We start from the raw sequence: 20,216 nt of genomic DNA on the forward strand, positions 1-20,216 counted from the left end.
TTTTGTTCAATGGCGCCGTTCAATCACGGCGGAAGTGGGCGAGGCGGTCTTCGTCCAGCGCAACGCCCAGACCGGGCGCGCGCGGGATCATCAGCTGGAAATCCTGGTAGACCAGCGGCTCGCTGATGACGTCGGCGGTTAGCAGCAGCGGCCCGAACAGTTCGGTGTGCCATTGCAGCTTGTCGAGGGTCGCGAACGCGTGGGCCGAGGCCAGGGTGCCGAGGCTGCCTTCGAGCATGGTGCCGCCGTACAGGCCGATGCCCGCGGCTTCGGCGATGGCGGCCGTGCGCAGTACCGCGCGCGGCCCGCCGTTCTTGGCAATTTTCAGAGCGAAGACCGGCGCCGAGCCGGCGCGCGCCAGGGCGAAGCTGTCTTCGACCGATTCGATGGCCTCGTCGGCCATGACCGGCACCGGGCTGCGCGCCGACACCCGCGCCTGAGCCTGATGATCATGGCGTGGGATCGGCTGTTCGATGAGTTCGACGCCGGCATCCGCCAATTGCTGGCAGCCACGCAGCGCAACCGCCTCGCTCCAGGACTGGTTGAGGTCGACCCGCACGCTGGCCCGGTCGCCCAGCGCACGCTTGATGGCCGCGACGTGGGCGATGTCGCGCGCCGGCTCGTTGGCGCCGATCTTGAGCTTGAAGTGTCGATGGCGACGCAGGTCGAGCATGCGTTCGGCTTCTTCGATGTCCTTGTCGGTATTGCCGCTGGCCAGTGTCCACGCCACTTCGAGACCCTCGCGCACCCGCCCGCCCAACAGCTCCGCCAACGGCAGGCCGAGGCGCTTGCCCTGGGCATCGAGCAGCGCGGTTTCCACTGCCGAGCGAGCAAAGGTATTGCCGCGAATGGATAATGCGATTCGGTGCATGGCCGCGTTGATGTTGCCGGCATCCTGACCGATCAGCAGCGGTGCGAAATAGGTGTCGAGATTGACCTTGATGCTTTCCGGGCTTTCGTTGCCGTAGGCCAGGCCGCCGATGGTGGTCGCCTCGCCTACGCCCTCAATGCCGTCACTGCAACGGATACGCAGAATGACCAGCGTCTGGCGTTGCATGGTGTGCATGGCGAGCTTGTGGGGGCGGATGGTCGGCAGGTCGACGATCAGGGTCTCGACGCTTTCGATGATCGGATGAGTCATGGTCGGCATCCAGGCAGTGGCATCGGGGTAATTGCGGGGGCCATTGCATATCCTTGAAGTGTTGTTCTGGTGTGTGCCAAGACTGGACGCTGGGTTTGCAAGGGTCCAATATCGATTAGGTCTCGTTGCATACCCTGGAGGTATCGTGGAGCTGCGACACCTGCGCTACTTCCGTGAAGTGGCCCGCACCCTCAATTTCACCCGCGCCGCGGAAAACCTGCACATTGCCCAGCCGCCGTTGAGCCGGCAGATCCAGCAACTCGAAGACGAGTTGGGCATCGCGCTGCTGGACCGTGGCCGGCCTTTGCGTCTCACCGAGGCAGGCCGCTTCTTTCATGAGCATTCCACTCAATTGCTCGAACAGCTCGGGCGGGTCTGCGAAGACACCCGGCGCATCGCACAGGGCCAGAAACGCTGGCTGGGCATCGGCTTCGCGCCCTCGACCCTGTATGGCGCCCTGCCCGAGCTGATCCGGCGTCTGCGCGGCGACGGAGACGTGGAGCTGGGGCTTAGCGAGTTGATTACCCTGCAACAGGTCGACGCGCTCAAGAACGGACGTATCGACATCGGTTTCGGGCGCATCCACATCGACGAACCGGCCATTGTCCAGCGCGTGATCCGCGAGGATCCGCTGGTGGCGGTCATGCCCGTCGGCCACCCGCTGCTCGGCACGCCTGTGTCGCTGGCCGCCTTGTCCCGCGAACCCTTCGTGCTCTACCCCGGCACGCCCAGGCCCAGTTACGCCGACCATGTGCTGGGTCTGTTTCGTCGCGAAGGTCTGAGTATTCATGTCGCGCAGATGGTCAATGAACTCCAGACGGCCATCGGGCTGGTCGCCACGGGTATCGGCATCACCCTGGTGCCCGCTTCGGTGCAGCGCCTGCATCGTGACGACATCGGCTATACCTCGCTGCTCGATACCCAGGCCACCTCGCCGATCGTGCTGAGTTATCGCGCGGGCGACGACTCGGCGCTGCTGCGTCGCGTGCGGGGAATTCTCGATGATCTCAACATGGACGACAGCGACAGCGTGCCGTAGTTACTGGAAAAGTCTATTATTACGCCTCGAAATCATGGAAGCAGTAAGCATGGCATCCCCCAAGAAACGCTTGAGCCGCTACAACCCGGCCAGCGAAGACTTCCACAAGGAAGAGTTTCCGTTCTACTGGCTGGCCCGGGTCTACGGCCGCTACTCGATGAGCATGGAAAAACTGCTGAAAAAGATCGACCTCGATATTCCGCGCTGGCGGGTGCTCAACATCCTGTACGAGAACAACGAAGCGAGCATTTCCGAGATTTCCGAACACGCCATCGCCAAGCTCTCGACTATCACCAAGATTGTTTATCGCATGAAGGACGATGGACTCGTCGACACCCGCCCCAGCGAAGTGGACGGGCGCGTGACTCAGGTCTCGATCACCGAAAAAGGTCGCGAGGCCTTCATGACCATGCATGAAGTGACCGACGATCTGTTCCACAAGAGCTTCCAGGGGCTGACCGAAGCCCAGGTCCGCAAGCTCAACCAAGTGCTGGCGAAAATCTTCGACAACCTCCCACACGACTGAACACAGCGGGCCGTGTGGCCCTCAGCGCAACGGCGAAAAAGCGGCCGGCAGGTACACGGTGGAGTTCATCTTCTGCAACTGCGGTCCGGAGTTTTCCGGCGGCCAGACTCCATCCGCCACCGCTCGGGTGCGCACGTCCAGACGCTGTTCCAGCGTTGCATAAGGCCAGATATGCAGATAGCGCGGCACTTGGCCGGAGGTCGCATAGAACGCCGCGTAAACCTGCGAATACTGCGCCTGGGTGCGCGGCCCTGCCGCCTTCTCCCATCCGGCCATGGTCGGCGCCAGGCCGGACGGCACCAGATTGTATTCGCGCAGCTCATAGAACGGGCCGTGTTCACCAGGCGCCAGCGGTTGCAGGAACGGGAACAGGCTGTAGTCGCCCACCGTCATGTCCAGCAGCAGTTCGCCAATGCCGAAGGCGTCGCTGTGGCACAGATAGCGCTCGCGTTCTGCCTGGCGCGCGCGTTCGTCGCGAAAGCCGCGTAGCACCGCGATCTGGTTCTGCGGCCCGATTTCCGAGAGCCAACAGCCCATCAGCACCACGTCGTCGCGCTCCACACGCAGGGCATCGCCGAGGCGCGCCAGGGCCGTGGCCGGGGTTCTGACGCGCACAGTGAAAGTGATCAGTTCGAACAGGGTCATGCCGATACTCCAGCAAGCAGGTTGGAAGGCCATTCGGAACGGCCATCGGAGGAATGAAAGATGAGCCAGTCAGCGCCAAGCTGGTCGATATCGGGACATCCCATCAGATTGAGACAGCGGTCGAGTTCCTCGCCCAGCAAGTCCAGCGCGTGCCCCGCTCCTGCTTCACCGGCCACGGCCACGCCATAGAGCGTTGCGCGACCGAGCAGCACAGCATCGGCGCCAAGGGCCAACGCCTTGACGATATCGCTGCCCCGGCGGATGCCGCTGTCGAGCAGCAACGCCAGCTTGCCGCGAACTTGCACAGCGATCTCCTTCAAGGCTTCGAGGCTGGCCGGCGCGCCATCGAGCTGGCGACCGCCGTGGTTACTGATGACCAGGCCGTCCAGCCCCAGCGCGACGGCCTGCTCGGCATCGGCCGGGTGCAACACGCCCTTGAGCAACAACTGGCCCGACCAGCGTTCGCGCAGACGGGCCATTGCGGTCCAGTCCAGTTGCGTATCCATCTGCTCGCCGATGAACTTCATCGACCCCAGCGCAGTGCGTTCGCCCACCGGCAGATAGCGATCCAGATTGCCCATGGACGGCAACCCGGAGGGCCACATGACCTGGCGCAACCAGCGTCCGTGACGCAGCGCGTCCAGCTTGTTGCGCACGGACAACTGCCGAGGACGGACGAAGTTGCGACGGTCCCATTCGCGCCCGCCCAGCACCATCGCATCGCTGGTCAGCAGCAAGGTCGTGACGCCGGCCTGCTCGGCGCGCCTGAGCAGATCTTCCTGAACCGCCGCGTCGCGCATCGCATACAACTGGAACCACAGGTTCACGCCCGGGACCTCGGCCTTGATGCGTTCCAGCGACGCATTGCTCACCGTGCTCAGGCAAAACGGCAGGCCGCGTGCCGTCGCAGCGCGAGCCAGATGGATATCGGCATCGCGATGCAGCATGCCGTTGAATCCGGTCGGGCCGATCAGCATCGGTCGGGCCAGGATTTGCCCGAGCAATCGGCGCTCGGTCCGAGGTGGCTGACAGGGCACCAGGGTGCGCGAATGCAGGCCCAGCCCGGCGAATGCCGAGCGGTTGCGGGCCAGCGTCCACTCCTGTTCGGCACCGCCGGCCAGGTATTCCCAGGCGAAATGCGGCAGGCGGCGTCGTGCCAGCGCGGCAAGCTCCTCGATGCTATGGATCCGCGAAAGATCGCTCCCCGCATAGAAACGGCGCATGACTTGTCCTCTGAATGCCCGTCAGGCGGCCGCGCGACCGGGTTCGGCAAATCGCGTACCGGTGCTGTAAGGCGCCTTGCGAATCGTGAACAGCGTGAAGGTCGTCACCACGCCGAACAGAATGAGCATCACCGACACTGGCCACGCCGACTGGAACTGCGCGAACAGCGCGGTGGCAATCAGGGGCGCGAAGCCGCCGGCGAAGATCGACGCGATCTCGTGCCCCATCGCCAGCCCCGTGTAGCGCACGTGGGTGGGAAACAGCTCGCCCATCAACGCCGGCTGGGTGCCGATCATCGCTGCGTGACTGATCGGCAGGCCGAGTATCAGCGCCAGGTACACCAGCGTGGTGTCGTGAGTGTCCATCAGCCAGAAGAACGGGAAGGCGAACAGCACCAGTCCCACCGAGCCGATGGCGTAGACCGCGCGCCTGCCGATCACATCCGACAGCCAGCCCCAGAACAGGATGGTGAAGGCCTCCAGAACCATCGCGATCATCACCCCAACCAATACGACCTGGGTCGACAACCCGGTGAACTTGGCGTAGGCCATGGCGAAGGACAGGAAGATATAGGCGCCGCCGTTTTCCGCCAGGCGCAGGCCCATGGCCTGAAGGACCGCCTTGGGATGCTCGCGCAGCACTTGCATGGCCGGCAGGTGCCTGGCGGCGTTTTTGGCTTCGACGTCCTTCTGGAAGTCGCGGCTCTCCGGCAAACGCCTGCGAATATAGAGCCCGACGCCGAAGATCAGGATGCTGGCGAGAAACGGCAGGCGCCAGCCCCAGCTCATGAAGTCGTCCTCGGGCAGCATCTGCACTAGATAGAACGCCGCGGCGGACAGCACAAAACCGCCGGACACTCCTAGCTGGCTCCAGGCCGCATAAAAGCCGGTGCGATTGGCGGGCGCGTTTTCGCTGAGCATCAGGACCCCACCGCCCCACTCCCCGCCCGAGGCGATGCCCTGCACGATGCGCAGCAGCACCAGGCTGATCGGCGCCAGGTAACCGGCCTGTTCGAAGGTCGGCAGCAGGCCCATCAGAAAGGTGGCGATGCCCATCAGCGCCAGGGTGATGACCAGCGCGTTCTTTCGTCCATGCAGGTCGCCGATATGGCCGAACACGATGCCGCCCAGCGGACGGGCCACGAAGCCTACGGCGAAGCCGGCGAAGGCGCCCAGGGTGCCGATGACCGGGTCCGTGCCGGCCGGAAAGAACAGCGGTCCGAACACCAGCGCGGCCGCGGTGCCGTACAGAAAGAAGTCATACCATTCCAGGGCATTGCCGATGACCGAAGCGACGACAATGCGGCGCAGCGACCTGGGTTGTTCAGTGTGGGAGGACATAGCAACTCCGATATCCTGTCGCCCGCACCTGGCCTCGCGGCCTCGATGCAGGCGACGGCCTTAGAAAGCGTTCCAGGTGTAGGTCACGTACAGACGGTTCTCATTGAAGTCGTTGCCGAAGTCGTGCTGCTGCACCAGATAGTTTTTCCACTCCACGCCAAGGCCTTTGAGCGGTCCGCTCTGCACGGCGTAACGCACGGCGATGTCGCGCTCGTTCTCGGCGCCTCTGCGGGTGCCCAGATCGATGTCGCTGCCCTTGATGAAGCGCGTGTTGAACGTCAGGCCTGGTATGCCAAGCGCGGCGAAGTTGTAGCCGTAGCCCAGTCCCCAGGAGCGTTCCTGCGGACGCATGAACGGCTGGTTAGCCCAGTTGAGCAAATAGAACTGCGGGATATAGCCGTTGGGCGTCGGGAAGATGCTGTCGCCGAACATTCGCTGGTAGACGATGCTCGCCTTGTGGCCGCCCTTGCTGAGGGTGAAACCGCCGGAAAACGCGCGGTTATCGACTTCGCCGTTCAGTGCCTCGCCGTCTTCCTTGTTGTCGAACCAGCGGGCATCGGTGCGCAGCCCGAAACCGTTGCCCAAGTCTGCGGTATGGGCGAAGCCCAGGTAATGCTGCTTGTAGATGTCATGCATCACGCCGTAGAAATAGCTGGCCTGCAGGCTTTTGGTCACATTCCAGGTCGCGCCGCCGAAATCCAGCCCCTTGTCGCTGTCGAGGTTGTCGGTGGAGCCGTACTTGTAGAATTTCTCGTGATCGGACGATTCGCGGGTGACCGCCGACCAGAAACGTCCGCCGGTCAGGGTCAGGCTGTCGAGCTCTTTGGACTCGATCACTGCGCCCTGGAAGATGGTGTCCAGCTGACGGCTGGGGTCATGCCAGGCCACCGGTAGCTCGGGACGCATGTCGCCGATCTTCAGCTCGGTCCTGGAGTACTTCATCTTGAAAGTGGCGCCACCACGGCTGTAATCGTCCACCGCCCGGCCGGTGCTGGAATCAATCGGCAAGGACCCGTCATCGCCGTGGGAATCCAGGCGGATAGCGTACTGCGCATCCACGTCCAGACCGAACTGGACAGGCGTGTCGGTGTAACCCGAGGTGAATTGCAGGTCAAAGCCCTGGGACCAGTTGCCGACCTTGGACTGGGCGGCGTCACTGTTGGTGAAGTCGCGGTTCAGATAGAAATTTCGCATGTCCACCCGCAGGTGGCTGTCCGACACCAGGTCGGCGTGGGCAACCATCGGTGCCATGACCACCCCCAACTGGCCAAGGCTCTTTAACACGCGTGCAAGCGAAGAGTGCTGGTGCATGTGACGCTCCTTTATTTCCGGTATCCCGGGTGTTGTAGGTATGAGCAGATCAACAAACTTGGCAGTGAATTCGCGGGCGCTCTGAACGGCGCGGTTATCCGCGAAGCGGGCAATGCAAGCCCTTCCCCGGCGCACGGACGCCGGGGTCTTGTAGAGTGGAAACGGGTCTAGAACGCGGCCTTGGAGGCCTCGCAGAGCTTGTGATAGGCGCGGTTGAAGTAGACCAGGCCTTCTTCGGTGTCTCCCTGTTTGATGCGCAGCACTTCGCAATAGAAAATACTGTGCGAGCCAACCTCGTGAACCTGGGCGATCCGGCAATCGAAGTTGACCAGCGCCTGCTGCATGACCGGCGAGCCGCTTTCCATTGTGGTCCAGGTAGTGGCGGCAAAGCGTTGCGCCGAATCGAGTTCGCGGTTGGCGAACACGCCGGAAATCTCCTTGAGCTCGGCGCTCAGCACGTTGACGCAGAGCACGCCGTTATTCTTGAAATGCACATTGGAGGTGGAAGCGCGGTTCATGCACACCAGCAGGGTCGGCGGCGAATCGGTGACGCTGCAGACCGCCGAGGCGGTGAAACCGAAACGCCCGTCGGGCCCGTCGGTGGTGATGACCGAGACAGCGCCGCCCAGGCGGGCCATGGCATTGCGGAAGCCGGTTACGTCGACCATGTCCGTTCTCCTCAGATGTCCAGGACCAGTTTTTTCGATTTGGCGCGCGAGCAGCAGACCAGGATCTGGTCGTTCGCTTCTTTTTCCTCGTCGGTGAAGTAGACGTCGCGGTGGTCCGGCTCGCCTTCCAGCACTTCACACATGCAGGTGCCGCACACGCCCTGCTCGCAGGACACGTCGATCTTGATGCCCACGGTGCCGAGGGCTTCGAGAATGCTCTGCCCTTCGCTGACCTGGACCGTCTTGCCGGAACGCGCGGCGACCACTTCGAAGCCCGCGCCGCTGTTGTCAACTTCCACCTGGAAGTACTCGCGATGGATATGGTCCTGGGCGTAGCCGCGCTTGGCCGCCTCGCCAATCACCCAGTCCATGAAACCGGAAGGACCGCAGGTGTAGACGTGCACACCCGCCTCGGCCTGTCCGAGGACGGCGTCCATGTCCAGCTTCTGCTCGGCGGCTTCGTCGTCGAAATGGGTGAAGACCCGGTCGGCGAACGCCGCGCCGGCCAGCTCGTCGAGAAAGGCGCTGTGGCTGCGCGACCGGCCGCAGTAATGCAGCGCGAACTCGGCGCCCTGGCGATGCAGCGCGTAGGCCATGGCGATCATCGGGGTAATGCCGATGCCGCCGCCAATCAGCACCGAGCGTGTTGCATCGCTCGCCAAAGGGAACAGGTTGCGCGGCGCGCTGATCTGCACTTCGGCCCCTTCGAGCAGGGTGTCGTGCACACCGGTGGAACCCCCACGGGAGGCCGGGTCCTTGAGCACGCCGAGCCGATAGGTCGCGCAGTCGGCCGGGTCGCTGCACAGCGAGTACTGGCGCACCACGCCCGGGGCCACATGAATGTCCACGTGGGCGCCGGCTTCGAACGCCGGCAAGGTAGCGTCGCCGACCGGGATCAGGTCGATAACCACCACGCCGGCGCCTTGCAGCTGGCGCTTGTGCACCTGCACTTTGAGTAATTCTTCAGTCATCTCGGGTTCCCCCGCATTGCACGTCAAGGTAAACGCGGCCGTGTTGCGGCCGTCGCATCATGGGTCGGGTGTCACTCAGCGCATGAACAGGCCGCCGTTCACGTCCCAGGTCGCCCCGGTGGTGAAGTACGCTTCCGGGCGTGCCAGTTGCACGACCAGATCGCCAAGAAAATCCGCGTTGCCCAGGCGCCTGACCGGAATGTTGGCCAGCAGGCCGTCCATGCGCTCGGCGGGAATCGCGGCGCGCACCATGGGCGAGTCGATCGGCCCCGGCGCGATGGCATTGACGGTCACCCCGCCGGCGGCGAGCTCCTTGGCGAAGATCTTGGTCAACGTAACGATCGCGCCCTTGGAAGCAGCGTAATGCGCGCCGGTCGCGGTGCCGCCGTTCTGCCCGGCCAGCGAGGCCATGTTGACGATCCGCCCGTAGCCGGCCGCCGCCATGTGCGCGCCGAACACCTGACAGCCGACGAACACGCTGCGGGTGTTGAGGCTCAGCACGCGATCGAACTCCTCGGGGCTGATCTGCATGACCGGCGTGGTCATGGTCATCGCCGCATTGTTGACGACCACGTGCAGTGCGCCGAAGCGTTCCAGGGTCGCGGCCAGCGCCGCCTCGAAGTCGGCCTTGCTGGCGACGTCGAGCTTGAGTGCCAGCGCCCGCTCGCCGCTGGCGTCCAGGGTCAACGCCGCCTCCTGGGCACGCTCCAGCGACAGGTCGCTGAGCACCACCGCGTAGCCCGCGGCGAACAGCCGGCCGGCGATGGCCTGACCCAACCCCTGGGCGGCGCCGGTGACCAGTGCGATCTGCGTCATGTCAGGCCCTCACAGGATGTAGCCGATGCCCGCGAGGGTATCGTCGGAGTTGATCAGGCGGATCAGCTTGCGCTGGATCCGGAAGCTGTCGCCATTGCGCACCAGGTCGTAGGTGAGATCGGCGCTGTAGTGCTTGAGCACGTCCTTGCGGAAGTCGCGCAGATGCTGCGAGCAGCGCACGCGTACGGTGTCGCCCTGCGCTTCGAGAATGCGGAAGTTGGAGGCGGCGCGCACCGTGCGCGGCTGCGGACTGGTGGAGATCGACTCGCCACCGATCAGCCGCTGCACACGCAACTGGCGCATATGGGCGTCGTCATAGGCGTAATTGAGCGTGTTCTCGAAATCCTCTTCGGTGGGGTCGATCGGGATGATATAGGTCCCCTTCTCGGTCCACAGCGCCAGCCAGGCGTCATACTCGTTGTGGTCGAGCATGTCGCCTTCCTGCCAGATGAAAGCGGTGACTTCTTGAAGCAGTTGCAGGTTCATGTCTCGGGTCTCCATCGATCAGGCCGACATCATCTTTTTCCACTGTTGGTAGGCAGCGCGCATTCCGGTTTCCGCCGACACGTCGCTGACGCGGCCGTCCTCGCTCGGCTTTTCGCCCGGTAAACCGCGATTGAGCATGATCCACAGGTCCTCGCCGGCGTTGGCGCCCTTCTGCACCCGCTCCCAGGCCTCGGAGTCGTCGGGCGTACCGAAGCCCATCGGTCCCTGGAAGTGTTCGTGCAGCCGCAGGCGATAGCGGTTGGCGACGGCCGGACCGCCGTCCATGGTGATCACCGAGTGGTGGATTTCGGTTTCGTTGACAGAGATCGGTTGCAGCACCCGGAAGAACGCCATCGAACAGGCGATGTTCGGGAACAGGTTGAGGTTGAAGCCTGAGCCGCCAACAGCGCGCACGATGCGCCGCACCTGCATCTCCTCAATGCCTTCGTCGCGCAGCTCCTGGGCCAGGCTCTCGAAACGGGTCGGGATCGGCGCGTCGAGGTTGGCTTCCAGATCGATCAGATCCGGGATCATGACCATGACGCTGTGGCCGTTGCCCAGGTCTTCCACGTAACCGGAACCGTCGACGAAATCGAGCATGTCCATGGTCTGCTGGTCCACCGAGTGCAGAAACGACTTGTGCACCAGCGGGAAGTGGTAGGCGTCGGTAGTGTTTTCCAGCTGGATCTTCCAGTTGCCGGGGAAGCGGAAACGATGTTCGCCAGGGACCTTGATGCCATAGCCGGCGCCCTGCTTCATGAACAGGTCCATCCACTTTTTCGCAGGGCCCAGGAAATCCACCAGCGGTTCGATATCGTCCTTGAAGGTCGCGAAGATCATGCCCGCGTAGGTTTCGGTACGCAGGCTGACCAGCGGCAGCTCGCTCTTGTCCAGGCAATCGCCATAGCTGTCCGGATGCGGAATACCACGCAGCGAGCCATCCAGACCGTAGCCCCAGCCGTGGTACGGGCAGACGAAGCTGTTGGTCTTGCCCTTCTTGTGCTCGCATACCGTCGCGCCACGGTGACGGCAGCGGTTGAGCAGCACATGCACGTGCTTCTTGCGGTCGCGCACAGCGATCACCGGTTGCTTGCCGATGTAGGTGCTCTTGTAGCTGCCGCCGTCGGGAATCTCGCTCTCGTGAGCGACCCAGACCCAGGTGCTGTAGAAGATCTTTTCCATCTCCGCGTCGAACAGCGCGGCGTCGGTATAGAGCGACGTATGCACGCGGTCAGGCTTGACCAGTTCGGCGGGATCGCATTCGAGGTTCACGACATCGATCATGTTATTCACGGTTGGCTCCTGAAAATCCGGAATCATTCGGTGCTCTTGGGCACCGGTAATGTGGCTTCGCTGTTCCAGGCGCCGACCGGGCGGCTGAACAGGTTTTCGGTCTGAAAATGGGCCATCCGCCAGGCGCCTTCCTGCCTGGCGAAACGCACGGTCAGGCGCGCGGCGTTAAGGTGTGAGGCGCCATCAGCGAAGGTCGAGGTCTGCAACATCACCCAGCTGCCCGTAGCGCTGCCCGCGTCTACCTCGATCAGCTCGCTGGTGAGGAAATGCACGTTGAGCGCGAAGTGCGCCGGGGTCTTCATGTAAGTGGCGAACATGGCGCGAATCGCCTCGCGCCCTCGGTAGCCGCCAAAGCTGGCGGAGTATCTGGCACCCTTGCCTTCCCACAGCGCGTCGGTGGTGAACAGTCCGGCCAGTTCGTCCAGCGGCGAGCTGGCGTCAAGGGCGTCGCAGAGCACCATGTAGCGGTTCATGCAGGCACGCACCGCATGTTCGGTTTCGAAACGTTCGAGACGGGTCTGGAGTTCGGCAAGGGTCGACATGGCGGTCACGAGCGCTGGATGATCAGTTCGCGGCCGGTGCGGGCCTCGACTTTCGCGTAGCGCCACAGCTTGTAGGTGCCCTGGCCTACCGGCGTGGTGCGGAACAGGTTGCACGCCGCATGCACGGTTTCGATGTCCGGGACATCGGCCAGCAGATAGGTGGTCCACGGATAGCCGTTCGAAGGGCCCACCATGCTCTGGTCGTCATCCATGTTGCCGAACACGGTCACGCCCGGCAGGTCGTGGATGCCGTTCCACATGGCGCTGAATGCGGCCCAGACTTCCAGTTGCTCTTCACGCGGGGCGTCGAAGAAGTTCTGGTTGATGCCCATGCAGAACAGCACGCGCAGGGGTTTTTTCTCGCTCATGTTTCGCTCCTGAAAAGGGTCAGAGATAGCCTGGCAAGGGCTGCTTGCCGAAGAAGATCGCGCCGGCGTTCTGGTAGGTGACATCGCCCATGAAGGCATGCTGGGTCACCACCTGGGTGTCATTGACACAGCGCGCCAGCGGACTTGAGTTGTAGATGCCGGTCATGCCCGAAAGCATCTGCGCGGTGCGTGCGACGTCCGCCGCCACGCGGGTGGCATGGGTCGAGGAAAGGCGCAGCAAATTGGTCTGCTCAGCCGACACCTTGTCGCCGGCTAGCACGCTCAGCCAGGCCTCCTCGATCGAGTCGAAGAAGAACGCCCGTGCCGCCAGCAGCGCGGCCTCGGCCTTGGCGATCTCGACCTGGGCCAGCGGCCGGTCGGCGACGGCGGGGGCGCCGGTGACCGAAACCCGTCCGGCGGCCATGTCGCGCAGTTCGTCGAGGGCGGCGCGGGCCACGCCCAGCCCCACCACCGACAGCACCTGGGTGGCGAACGACAGGGACGGATAACGGAAGAAGGCTTCGTCCAGATTCGGCGCGCCGCCGCGCACGAAGGTCCATTCTTCAGGCACCAGCACATTTTCGACCACCAGGTCGTGGCTGCCGGTGCCGAGCAGGCCGACGGTGTCCCAGGTGCGCTCGATGCGCGCCTTGTCCTGAGGCATCACCGCCAGACGCGGCAGGTCGAGCTTGTCGCCGTTGCGCGGCGCGATGCCGACACCCACCAGCGAGGCACCGACACAGCCACTGGAGTATTTCCAGCGGCCATTGACCTTGAAGCCGCCCTCGACCGGGTCGGCCGGCTGCGGCGGGAAGATGCCGCCAGCGAAGACTACGTTCGGGCCCTCGGCGTAGACCTTATTGATCGTCTCCAGCGGCAGCGAGGCCAGGTACACAGGGCTCATGCCGAAGCTGGCGACCCAACCGGCCGACCCGTCGGCGGCGGAGATCGCTTCGATCAGCGCGCAGAATTCGGCGGGCGAACACTCGTCCCCGCCGAAGCGCTTGGGCACGCAGGCGCGGTACACGCCCAGCGATTTGAAGCGTTCGATGATATCCGGGGCGATATGGCCCAGGCGGTCGAATTCGCCGTCGCGTCCACGCGCGCGTACATCGTCGAGCAGTGATCTGAAGGCCTCGCTCGACAAAAGAGCAGCCGTCGGCCGCAGGCCGGCCGCGTTAAGCGATGTCATGGGAAAGCTCCACGTTGGAATCGAGGCGGCGCAGCAGCTCGGTGGCGACTGCGAAAAGCAGCTCGTCGGCGCCCTTGGCGGCGACCAGTTGCAGACCCACCGGCAGACGCGATTTTCCTTCGAAGGGAATGGTCAGCGCCGGGTGGCCGGAAAGATTGAAGGGTCGCACGAAAGCGGTCATGCCCAGCACCGCCCGGGTGTCGGCGGCGTCTTCCAGGCGCAACGGATATTCAGGCATGGTCGGCAATGCGAGGACCGGGTACCGGGCCAGCGCAGCGTCGACTTCTGCGGTAAAGGCACGACGCGTCGCCTCGGCGGCGGCCAGCGCTTCGTCGCTGGTTTCTCCGGCCGCTCGCAGACGGCCGGCGATGTCCGCCCCTACCCGCCCGGTTTCCAGCAGGTGACCGCAGGCATTCCAGGTTTCGCGGTTGATGACCACCATGCCCGCGTCGTAGGCAGCTTTCATGCCTGGCAGCTGCACTGCTCCAAGCTCGAAACCCGAAGCTTCCAGTACTGCGTCGATGGCTTCGCGCACTTCGCTGTCAGCGTCTACCGACACGACCCCGAGTCGAACGCCGTTGACCCCCGGCAGTTCTCCGAAGCCCGGGTCGATGGCGCGCATGGATTCGGTCAGCCGCGCAATGTCGGCGGCGAAGGTTCCGATGCAATCCAGGGAAGTCTGCGCCGGCATGACGCCGCTGCGATCGATGCGTCCGAAGGTCGGCTTGAAGCCGAACACCCCACAGCAGCACGCCGGTATGCGCACCGAGCCGCCTGTGTCGGTACCCACGGAGAAATCGCAGAGACCTGCCGCAACGGCCGCAGCCGAGCCGCTCGAAGAGCCTCCGGGAATGCGTCCCGGATAGCGCGGGTTCTCGGCGGTGCCCACGTGATGGTTGATGCCGGTGGTGCCAAACGCCAGCTCATGCAGGCTGGTCTTGCCGACCAGCCGGCAACCGTGTTCCAGCAGACGCTCGACGACCACAGCATGACGCGCGGCGGCAGGAGCGTCCCGCAATGCCTGGCTGGAAGCGCGGGTCGGGTAACCCTCGACGTCGAGGGTGTCTTTGACCATCACCGTCGGGCCGGTGCCTCCAAGGTTCAATCGTTCAATCACTATCGACATGCCACTTCGCCTCTGCGACGGAATCAGGTGCCGGGCCGGGCAGCCCTTGCGTAAATCAAAAATCGCCATATTTACGTGAATTGTCAATTGAATTATGCGAAATATTTTGCGTGTAGAAATGGTGCACTTTTCACGTAAAAGCACCATCAGCGTGCAAAACGGTAACACGATGGAAATCGCATATTTGCAGGGCAGATCCAGCAGATAAATCGTTATTTTTCAGTATTTTAAACGATTCAAGACAGCTTTCGATGTTCTACCCGGTCGTTACCGCGAGCGGGAACAGGTGGTAACAGAACCAGAGATTAACAACCTCTTGAAAATTATTTTTTCGGCTGATTAACGCTGATTTTAAGCTAGTTTTCTGGACCGGTTTTCTCACCCAAAAAACGTGCTGGATCCTTGATCCGATTGAAGTTTTTGCCCACACGCTGACGCCGAGTGCTCGCTCCTCGCGACACAGCACAAACGACGTCCGGTGCCCGGCGCGATCCTGGTGCGCCGCAATCGCTGGCATGCAATCTGCAATTTCCGCTTCGCTGTCTCGCCCTGCGCGGCGTGTCGAGCCACCGGCGGTCATCCGCCCCACGAGAAGGCCGTTACAGGCCCGTTGCAGCCTTGCCAATGGAGAAAGACATGCGGTTCAAGAAAGCTCTGTCCACCCTGCTGCTGAGTGCGATCTGCGCATCCATGGCCCATGCCGAGGTGAAGATCGGCGTGATCACCTCCTCCACCGGCCCCATCGCACTGGTCGGCATCCCGCAGAAGGAAAGCGTGGCGTTGATGCCCAAGAAGATCGGCGACCAGGACATCACCTATATCTCGCTGGACGACGGCAGCGATCCGACTGCTTCGGTCAAAGCGTTCAAGAAGCTGATCGACGAAGAGCGCGTCGACGCAATCATCGGCCCGAGCGGTTCGCCCAATGCCATGGGCGTGATTCAGTTCGCCGCCGAGTCCGGCACGCCGATGCTCGCGCCGGTGGGCACCGCCGCTGTGGTGCTGCCGATGACCGATCAGAAGAAATGGGTGTTCAAGACCACCCAGAACGATGACCTGATCGCCCAGGCGCTGATCGAGCACATGGTCAAGACCGGCAAGAAGACCCTGGGTCTGATCGGCACCGCCGACCCGTACGGCGAGAACTGGAGCAAGGTCATGACCGAGCTGGCGGCGAAGAACGGCATCAAGATCGTCGCCAACGAGCGCTTCCAGCGGCAGGACACCTCCACCACCGGCCAGGGCCTGAAGATCCTGATGGCAAAACCCGACGCCGTGCTGGTCGCCGCGCCGGGCAGTTCGGCGGTGATGCCTCAGACCACCCTGTTCAACCAGGGTTACAAGGGCCAGATGTACCAGACTCACGGCGCCGCGCTGCCAGCATTTCTGCAACTGGGCGCCAACAAGGTCAACGGCACCATCCTGGCCGCCAGCCTGATGCTGGTGATCGACCAGGTGCCCGACAGCCATCCTTCCAAGGCCGTCGCGCGCAAATATATCGACGACTACACCCGCCTCAACGGCAAGGAGCCGGCCACCTTCGGCGCCAACGTCTATGACGCCGGGCTGTTGCTGGAAAAAGCCATCCCGCTGGCGAGCCAGAAAGCCCAGCCCGGCACCGCCGAGTTCCGCGCGGCACTGCGCGATGCGCTGGAGCAGTCCCACGAGCTGGCCGGCACTCAGGGCGTCTACAACATGAGCCCGCAGGACCACAGCGGCTTCGATGTGCGCGGTCGTGAGCTGATCACCGTCAAGAACGGCCAGTGGGCGTTGCTCGAACAACCGTAAGCGCCATAACCACAGGTTCCGGCCGCCGGGCGCGATGCGTGGCGCGGCGGTCGGGGCCGCCAGAGCGAGCGGCCTTTGCGGACCGCAAGCCTACCGTGTGCCGCCGGCGACGCCGGCCGTTGAGGGATGCCTTGCAATGAACTTTCAGATAGCCATGCTGCTGGGCCAGGATGGCGTGACCAACGGCGCCATCTATGCGCTGCTGGCGCTTTCCATTCTGCTCGTGTTTACCGTGACCCGGATCCTGCTCATCCCGCTGGGCGAATTCGTCACCTTCGGCGCCCTGACCATGGCCGCCTTGCAGGCGGGTCAGGCCACCCGTCTGGTGTGGCTGCTGCTGGCCCTGACCCTGATCGACTGTGCGCTGGATCTGTTCGCAGCCGCGCGTTCGGGCCAGCGCTTTCGGCTGCCGAAATGGACACCGGTCAAGCTGGTCTATGCCGTGATCATGCTGGCGCTGGTGCAGACGCTCCCTCTGGCCGAGCTTGGCGTATCGCTCCAGACCTTGCTGACCCTGGCGCTGCTGGTGCCCATGGGCCCGCAGATGTACCGGCTATTTTTCCAGCCGGTGGCGGGCGCCCATTCGCTGGTGCTGCTGATCGTCTCGATTGCCGTGCACGTGGCGATGGTCGGCATCGGCCTGCTGCTGTTCGGGCCGGAAGGCGCGCGTACCCGGCCGTTCTCCGAAGCGGGCCTGGAACTGGGACCGGTCATGCTCAACAGCCAGACGCTGTGGGTCATCGCAGTGTCCCTGGCGCTGATCGTCGGGCTGTTCCTGTTCTTCGAGCGCAGCCTGTACGGCAAGGCCCTGCGGGCCACGGCCGTGAATCGCATGGGCGCGCGACTGATGGGCATTTCGCCGACGCTGGCGGGCAAGGCGACATTCGCCCTGGCCGCCTTCATCGGCACACTGTCCGGCATTCTCATCGCACCGATCACCACGCTTTATTTCGATTCCGGCTTCGTCATCAGCCTCAAAGGCTTCGTCGGCGCCATCATCGGCGGCCTGATCAGCTATCCAGTCGCCGCGCTCGGTGCCCTGGCGGTCGGACTGGTAGAAGCCTTCTCGATGTTCTGGGCCAGCAACTACAAGGAAATCATCGTGTTCACCCTGATCATCCCGTTCCTGCTGTGGCGCTCGCTGACCAGCCGACATGTGGAGGAAGATGAATGAAACCGCGTCTTCTCGTTGCGCTGCTTATCGTTGTCGTTGCGCTGGCGCCGCTGCTGCTGCCGACTTTTCAGGTCACGCTGCTCAATTACATCGGGCTCTACACCCTGGTGGTGCTGGGTCTGGTTCTGCTGACGGGCGTCGGTGGCATGACCAGCTTCGGCCAGGCCGCGTTCGTCGGTCTGGGTGCCTACACCAGCGCGTACCTGACCACCACCGAGCAATTGCCGGCGTGGCTGGCCTGGACCGCGGGTTCGCCCTGGCTGTCGCTGCTGGTCGGCATTGCCCTTACTGCCTGCGTGGCGCTGCTGCTGGGCGCCCTGACCCTGAGGCTGTCCGGCCACTATTTGCCGCTGGGCACCATCGCCTGGGGCATCTCGCTGTACTACCTGTTCGGCACCGTCGACGGGCTGGGCGGCCAGACCGGCATCACCGACCTGCCCTATATCTCGCTGTTCGGCCTCGCGCTGGACAAGGGCGACAAGATCTATTACCTGATCTGGGCGGTGCTGCTGGTGGCGATCCTGGTCACCCGCAACCTGCTTGACTCCCGCGAAGGCCGGGCGATCCGCGCCCTCAAGGGCGGCCAGGTCATGGCCGAGTCCATGGGCGTCAATACCTTCCGCGCCAAGCTGGTGGTGTTCCTGATCTCGGCGTTGTTTGCCGCGGTTTCGGGCTGGCTGTACGCGCACACCCAGCGCTTCGTCAACCCCACGCCGTTCGGCCTGCATATGGGCATCGATTATCTGTTCATGGCCCTGATCGGCGGCGTCGGCAGCGTCTGGGGCGCGCTGCTCGGCTCGGGCATCCTGACTCTGCTCAAACAGTGGTTGCAGGACTGGCTGCCGATGCTGATGGGCAGTCAGGGCAACTACGAAACCATCGTCTTCGGCCTGCTCGTGGTGCTGCTGATGCAACGCGCGCCGGGCGGACTGTGGCCGCTGCTGGTGCGGCTCACCCCGGCCAGCTGGCGTCAGAACGGCAACGCGCCGCGAGCCGACGATCGGCCCAGCGGCCTGTCCCGGCGCGACCTGCCGCGCGGCGGCGAACGCATTCTCGAAGCCCGCAACGTGACCAAGCGCTTCGGCGGGCTGGTGGCCAACAGCAAGATGAACATGACGCTGAATGCCGGGGAGATCCTGGCCCTGATCGGTCCCAACGGTGCCGGCAAGAGCACCATGTTCAACCAGCTTTCCGGGGTGACCGCGCCCAGCGAAGGCGATGTGATCTTCATGGGCGAGAAGATCAACGGCCTACCGTCCCGGCAGGTCGCCCGCATGGGCATGAGCCGTACGTTCCAGCACGTCAAACTGCTGCCGACCATGAGCGTTCTGGAGAACGTCGCCATCGGCGCGCATCTGCGCGGCAGCCAAGGCATCGTGCCAGCCCTGCTGCGTCTGGACCGAGACGAGGAAGCCGACCTGCTGCGCGAAGCGCGGCGGCAGCTGGAGCGCGTCGGGCTCGGCGACTATCTGTATGAAGAAGCCGGCTCTCTGGCACTGGGCCAGCAACGCATCCTGGAAATCGCTCGCGCCTTGTGCGCCGATCCCTGCCTGCTGCTGCTCGACGAACCGGCTGCCGGCCTGCGCCACAAGGAAAAAGAGGCGCTGGCCGACCTGCTGCGCAAATTGCGCGGCGAAGGCATGGCGATCCTGCTGGTGGAACACGACATGGACTTCGTCATGGGCCTGGTGGATCGGGTCACGGTGATGGAGTTCGGCCAGAAGATCGCCGAGGGCCTGCCCGATGCCGTCCAGCAAGACCCGGCGGTACTGGAAGCCTACCTTGGCGGAGCGGAGTGAACCCATGCGCAATCAACCGAAAAACACCCTGCTCGAAGTCAAAGACCTGAGCGTGGCCTACGGCAAGGTCGAGGCCTTGAGCAACGCCAGCCTGACCGTGGGCGAAGGCCAGATCGTGACCGTGATCGGCCCCAACGGCGCCGGCAAGACCACGTTGCTGTCGGCAATCATGGGCGTACTGGGCTCCAGAGGTCAGGTGCGATTCGACGGGACGCTGGAAGCGGTTCCGGAAGTCGAGGTACTGGTCGGCCGCGGGCTGGGGCTGGTGCCGGAAAAGCGCGAGCTGTTTTCCAGCATGAGTGTCGAAGACAACCTGCTGCTGGGCGGTTTCATGCGTTACCGCAAGGGCGACAGGCAGCTCGGCCAGACGCTTGAGGAAGTCTACGGCCTGTTCCCGCGCCTGCTGGAGCGTCGCACCCAGGAATCGTCGACCCTGTCCGGCGGCGAACGGCAGATGCTGGCCGTCGGCCGGGCGCTGATGGCCAAACCCAAACTGCTTATGCTCGACGAGCCGAGCCTTGGCCTGGCGCCGCTGATCACCCGCGAGATTTTCCGGATCATTGCCGACCTGCGCCGCCAGGGCGTGTCCATCCTGCTGGTGGAGCAGAACGCCCGGGCCGCGCTGCGCGTCGCCGATTATGCCTACGTGCTGGAGACCGGCCAGATCGCCATGCAGGGTCCGGCTGCCGAACTGGCCGACGACTCGCGGGTCATCGAAGCCTACCTGGGCCTTGCCAGCAAACATCAGGAAATGCTCGCCAGTTGAA

20 protein-coding genes are annotated in these 20,216 nt (G+C 63.7%); 6 read left to right on the forward strand and 14 right to left on the reverse strand.

Annotation, left to right across the window (positions count from 1 at the left end; translation table 11 throughout):
* Positions 1–19 precede the first annotated feature (19 nt).
* Complete coding sequence (locus tag TRP66_RS01430; RefSeq protein ID WP_333399533.1) at positions 20–1,141, reverse strand: muconate/chloromuconate family cycloisomerase; 1,122 nt, start codon at positions 1,139–1,141, stop codon at positions 20–22.
* Between the two features lie 145 nt (positions 1,142–1,286).
* Between TRP66_RS01430 and TRP66_RS01435 the strand changes: the two genes are divergently transcribed.
* Complete coding sequence (locus TRP66_RS01435; RefSeq protein ID WP_333399534.1) at positions 1,287–2,180, forward strand: LysR family transcriptional regulator; 894 nt, start codon at positions 1,287–1,289, stop codon at positions 2,178–2,180.
* 49 nt (positions 2,181–2,229) lie between these two features.
* Positions 2,230–2,706, forward strand: coding sequence for a MarR family winged helix-turn-helix transcriptional regulator (locus tag TRP66_RS01440; protein WP_333399535.1), 477 nt, complete (start codon positions 2,230–2,232; stop codon positions 2,704–2,706).
* A gap of 21 nt (positions 2,707–2,727) precedes the next feature.
* On the opposite strand, the gene TRP66_RS01445 is transcribed toward TRP66_RS01440, so the two are convergent.
* The 13 genes from TRP66_RS01445 to TRP66_RS01505 form a co-directional block, all read right to left on the reverse strand.
* Positions 2,728–3,351 (reverse strand): NIPSNAP family protein, encoded by a 624-nt coding sequence (locus TRP66_RS01445; protein ID WP_333399536.1) that lies wholly within the window; start codon positions 3,349–3,351, stop codon positions 2,728–2,730.
* On the reverse strand, positions 3,348–4,574 hold the full coding sequence (locus TRP66_RS01450; RefSeq protein WP_333399537.1) for an alpha-hydroxy acid oxidase: 1,227 nt from the start codon (positions 4,572–4,574) through the stop codon (positions 3,348–3,350). Before TRP66_RS01450 ends, TRP66_RS01445 begins: the two co-directional genes overlap by 4 nt.
* A 21-nt stretch (positions 4,575–4,595) precedes the next feature.
* Entirely contained in the window at positions 4,596–5,915 is a 1,320-nt protein-coding gene (locus tag TRP66_RS01455; RefSeq protein ID WP_333399538.1) for an MFS transporter, read from the reverse strand.
* Between the two features lie 60 nt (positions 5,916–5,975).
* A complete protein-coding gene (locus tag TRP66_RS01460; RefSeq protein WP_333399539.1) occupies positions 5,976–7,226 on the reverse strand; it encodes an OprD family porin in 1,251 nt (416 codons plus the stop codon).
* A 167-nt stretch (positions 7,227–7,393) separates the two neighbouring features.
* Complete coding sequence (locus TRP66_RS01465) at positions 7,394–7,894, reverse strand: flavin reductase (RefSeq protein WP_333399540.1); 501 nt, start codon at positions 7,892–7,894, stop codon at positions 7,394–7,396.
* Between the two features lie 11 nt (positions 7,895–7,905).
* Positions 7,906–8,865 (reverse strand): PDR/VanB family oxidoreductase, encoded by a 960-nt coding sequence (locus TRP66_RS01470; RefSeq protein WP_333399541.1) that lies wholly within the window; start codon positions 8,863–8,865, stop codon positions 7,906–7,908.
* A gap of 75 nt (positions 8,866–8,940) precedes the next feature.
* Entirely contained in the window at positions 8,941–9,681 is a 741-nt protein-coding gene (locus TRP66_RS01475; protein WP_333399542.1) for an SDR family NAD(P)-dependent oxidoreductase, read from the reverse strand.
* A gap of 9 nt (positions 9,682–9,690) precedes the next feature.
* Positions 9,691–10,167, reverse strand: a complete 477-nt coding sequence (locus TRP66_RS01480) for an aromatic-ring-hydroxylating dioxygenase subunit beta (protein WP_333399543.1) — start codon at positions 10,165–10,167, stop codon at positions 9,691–9,693.
* A gap of 18 nt (positions 10,168–10,185) precedes the next feature.
* Complete coding sequence (locus tag TRP66_RS01485) at positions 10,186–11,451, reverse strand: aromatic ring-hydroxylating oxygenase subunit alpha (RefSeq protein ID WP_442965156.1); 1,266 nt, start codon at positions 11,449–11,451, stop codon at positions 10,186–10,188.
* Between the two features lie 32 nt (positions 11,452–11,483).
* Positions 11,484–12,002: a nuclear transport factor 2 family protein gene (locus TRP66_RS01490; protein ID WP_333399545.1), complete on the reverse strand. Its 519-nt coding sequence runs from the start codon at positions 12,000–12,002 to the stop codon at positions 11,484–11,486.
* Between the two features lie 5 nt (positions 12,003–12,007).
* On the reverse strand, positions 12,008–12,370 hold the full coding sequence (locus tag TRP66_RS01495; protein WP_333399546.1) for an IacB protein: 363 nt from the start codon (positions 12,368–12,370) through the stop codon (positions 12,008–12,010).
* A gap of 19 nt (positions 12,371–12,389) precedes the next feature.
* Positions 12,390–13,562, reverse strand: a complete 1,173-nt coding sequence (iacA, locus tag TRP66_RS01500) for an indole-3-acetate monooxygenase (protein ID WP_333399547.1) — start codon at positions 13,560–13,562, stop codon at positions 12,390–12,392.
* Positions 13,549–14,688, reverse strand: coding sequence for an amidase (locus TRP66_RS01505; RefSeq protein ID WP_333399548.1), 1,140 nt, complete (start codon positions 14,686–14,688; stop codon positions 13,549–13,551). Before TRP66_RS01505 ends, iacA begins: the two co-directional genes overlap by 14 nt.
* A 636-nt stretch (positions 14,689–15,324) precedes the next feature.
* Between TRP66_RS01505 and TRP66_RS01510 the strand changes: the two genes are divergently transcribed.
* The 4 genes from TRP66_RS01510 (at position 15,325) to TRP66_RS01525 (ending at position 20,215) form a co-directional block, all read left to right on the forward strand.
* Positions 15,325–16,476, forward strand: a complete 1,152-nt coding sequence (locus TRP66_RS01510) for an ABC transporter substrate-binding protein (RefSeq protein WP_333399549.1) — start codon at positions 15,325–15,327, stop codon at positions 16,474–16,476.
* Between the two features lie 136 nt (positions 16,477–16,612).
* Entirely contained in the window at positions 16,613–17,650 is a 1,038-nt protein-coding gene (locus tag TRP66_RS01515) for a branched-chain amino acid ABC transporter permease (RefSeq protein WP_333399550.1), read from the forward strand.
* Entirely contained in the window at positions 17,647–19,449 is a 1,803-nt protein-coding gene (locus tag TRP66_RS01520) for a branched-chain amino acid ABC transporter ATP-binding protein/permease (RefSeq protein ID WP_333399551.1), read from the forward strand. Before TRP66_RS01515 ends, TRP66_RS01520 begins: the two co-directional genes overlap by 4 nt.
* A 4-nt stretch (positions 19,450–19,453) precedes the next feature.
* Positions 19,454–20,215, forward strand: a complete 762-nt coding sequence (locus tag TRP66_RS01525; protein ID WP_333399552.1) for an ABC transporter ATP-binding protein — start codon at positions 19,454–19,456, stop codon at positions 20,213–20,215.
* Position 20,216 lies beyond the last annotated feature (1 nt).

The organism is Pseudomonas sp. JDS28PS106, from assembly GCF_036706555.1.
Classification (GTDB): domain Bacteria; phylum Pseudomonadota; class Gammaproteobacteria; order Pseudomonadales; family Pseudomonadaceae; genus Aquipseudomonas.

Coding starts and splice junctions, on each gene's coding strand:
- TRP66_RS01430 (WP_333399533.1), bottom strand. CDS start 1,141: ATGACTCATCCGATCATCGAAAGCGTCGAGACCCTGATCGTCGACCTG.
- TRP66_RS01440 (WP_333399535.1), top strand. CDS start 2,230: ATGGCATCCCCCAAGAAACGCTTGAGCCGCTACAACCCGGCCAGCGAA.
- TRP66_RS01445 (WP_333399536.1), bottom strand. CDS start 3,351: ATGACCCTGTTCGAACTGATCACTTTCACTGTGCGCGTCAGAACCCCG.
- TRP66_RS01450 (WP_333399537.1), bottom strand. CDS start 4,574: ATGCGCCGTTTCTATGCGGGGAGCGATCTTTCGCGGATCCATAGCATC.
- TRP66_RS01455 (WP_333399538.1), bottom strand. CDS start 5,915: ATGTCCTCCCACACTGAACAACCCAGGTCGCTGCGCCGCATTGTCGTC.
- TRP66_RS01460 (WP_333399539.1), bottom strand. CDS start 7,226: ATGCACCAGCACTCTTCGCTTGCACGCGTGTTAAAGAGCCTTGGCCAG.
- TRP66_RS01465 (WP_333399540.1), bottom strand. CDS start 7,894: ATGGTCGACGTAACCGGCTTCCGCAATGCCATGGCCCGCCTGGGCGGC.
- TRP66_RS01470 (WP_333399541.1), bottom strand. CDS start 8,865: ATGACTGAAGAATTACTCAAAGTGCAGGTGCACAAGCGCCAGCTGCAA.
- TRP66_RS01475 (WP_333399542.1), bottom strand. CDS start 9,681: ATGACGCAGATCGCACTGGTCACCGGCGCCGCCCAGGGGTTGGGTCAG.
- TRP66_RS01480 (WP_333399543.1), bottom strand. CDS start 10,167: ATGAACCTGCAACTGCTTCAAGAAGTCACCGCTTTCATCTGGCAGGAA.
- TRP66_RS01485 (WP_442965156.1), bottom strand. CDS start 11,451: ATGATCGATGTCGTGAACCTCGAATGCGATCCCGCCGAACTGGTCAAG.
- TRP66_RS01490 (WP_333399545.1), bottom strand. CDS start 12,002: ATGTCGACCCTTGCCGAACTCCAGACCCGTCTCGAACGTTTCGAAACC.
- TRP66_RS01495 (WP_333399546.1), bottom strand. CDS start 12,370: ATGAGCGAGAAAAAACCCCTGCGCGTGCTGTTCTGCATGGGCATCAAC.
- iacA (WP_333399547.1), bottom strand. CDS start 13,562: ATGACATCGCTTAACGCGGCCGGCCTGCGGCCGACGGCTGCTCTTTTG.
- TRP66_RS01505 (WP_333399548.1), bottom strand. CDS start 14,688: ATGTCGATAGTGATTGAACGATTGAACCTTGGAGGCACCGGCCCGACG.
- TRP66_RS01510 (WP_333399549.1), top strand. CDS start 15,325: ATGCGGTTCAAGAAAGCTCTGTCCACCCTGCTGCTGAGTGCGATCTGC.
- TRP66_RS01515 (WP_333399550.1), top strand. CDS start 16,613: ATGAACTTTCAGATAGCCATGCTGCTGGGCCAGGATGGCGTGACCAAC.
- TRP66_RS01520 (WP_333399551.1), top strand. CDS start 17,647: ATGAAACCGCGTCTTCTCGTTGCGCTGCTTATCGTTGTCGTTGCGCTG.
- TRP66_RS01525 (WP_333399552.1), top strand. CDS start 19,454: ATGCGCAATCAACCGAAAAACACCCTGCTCGAAGTCAAAGACCTGAGC.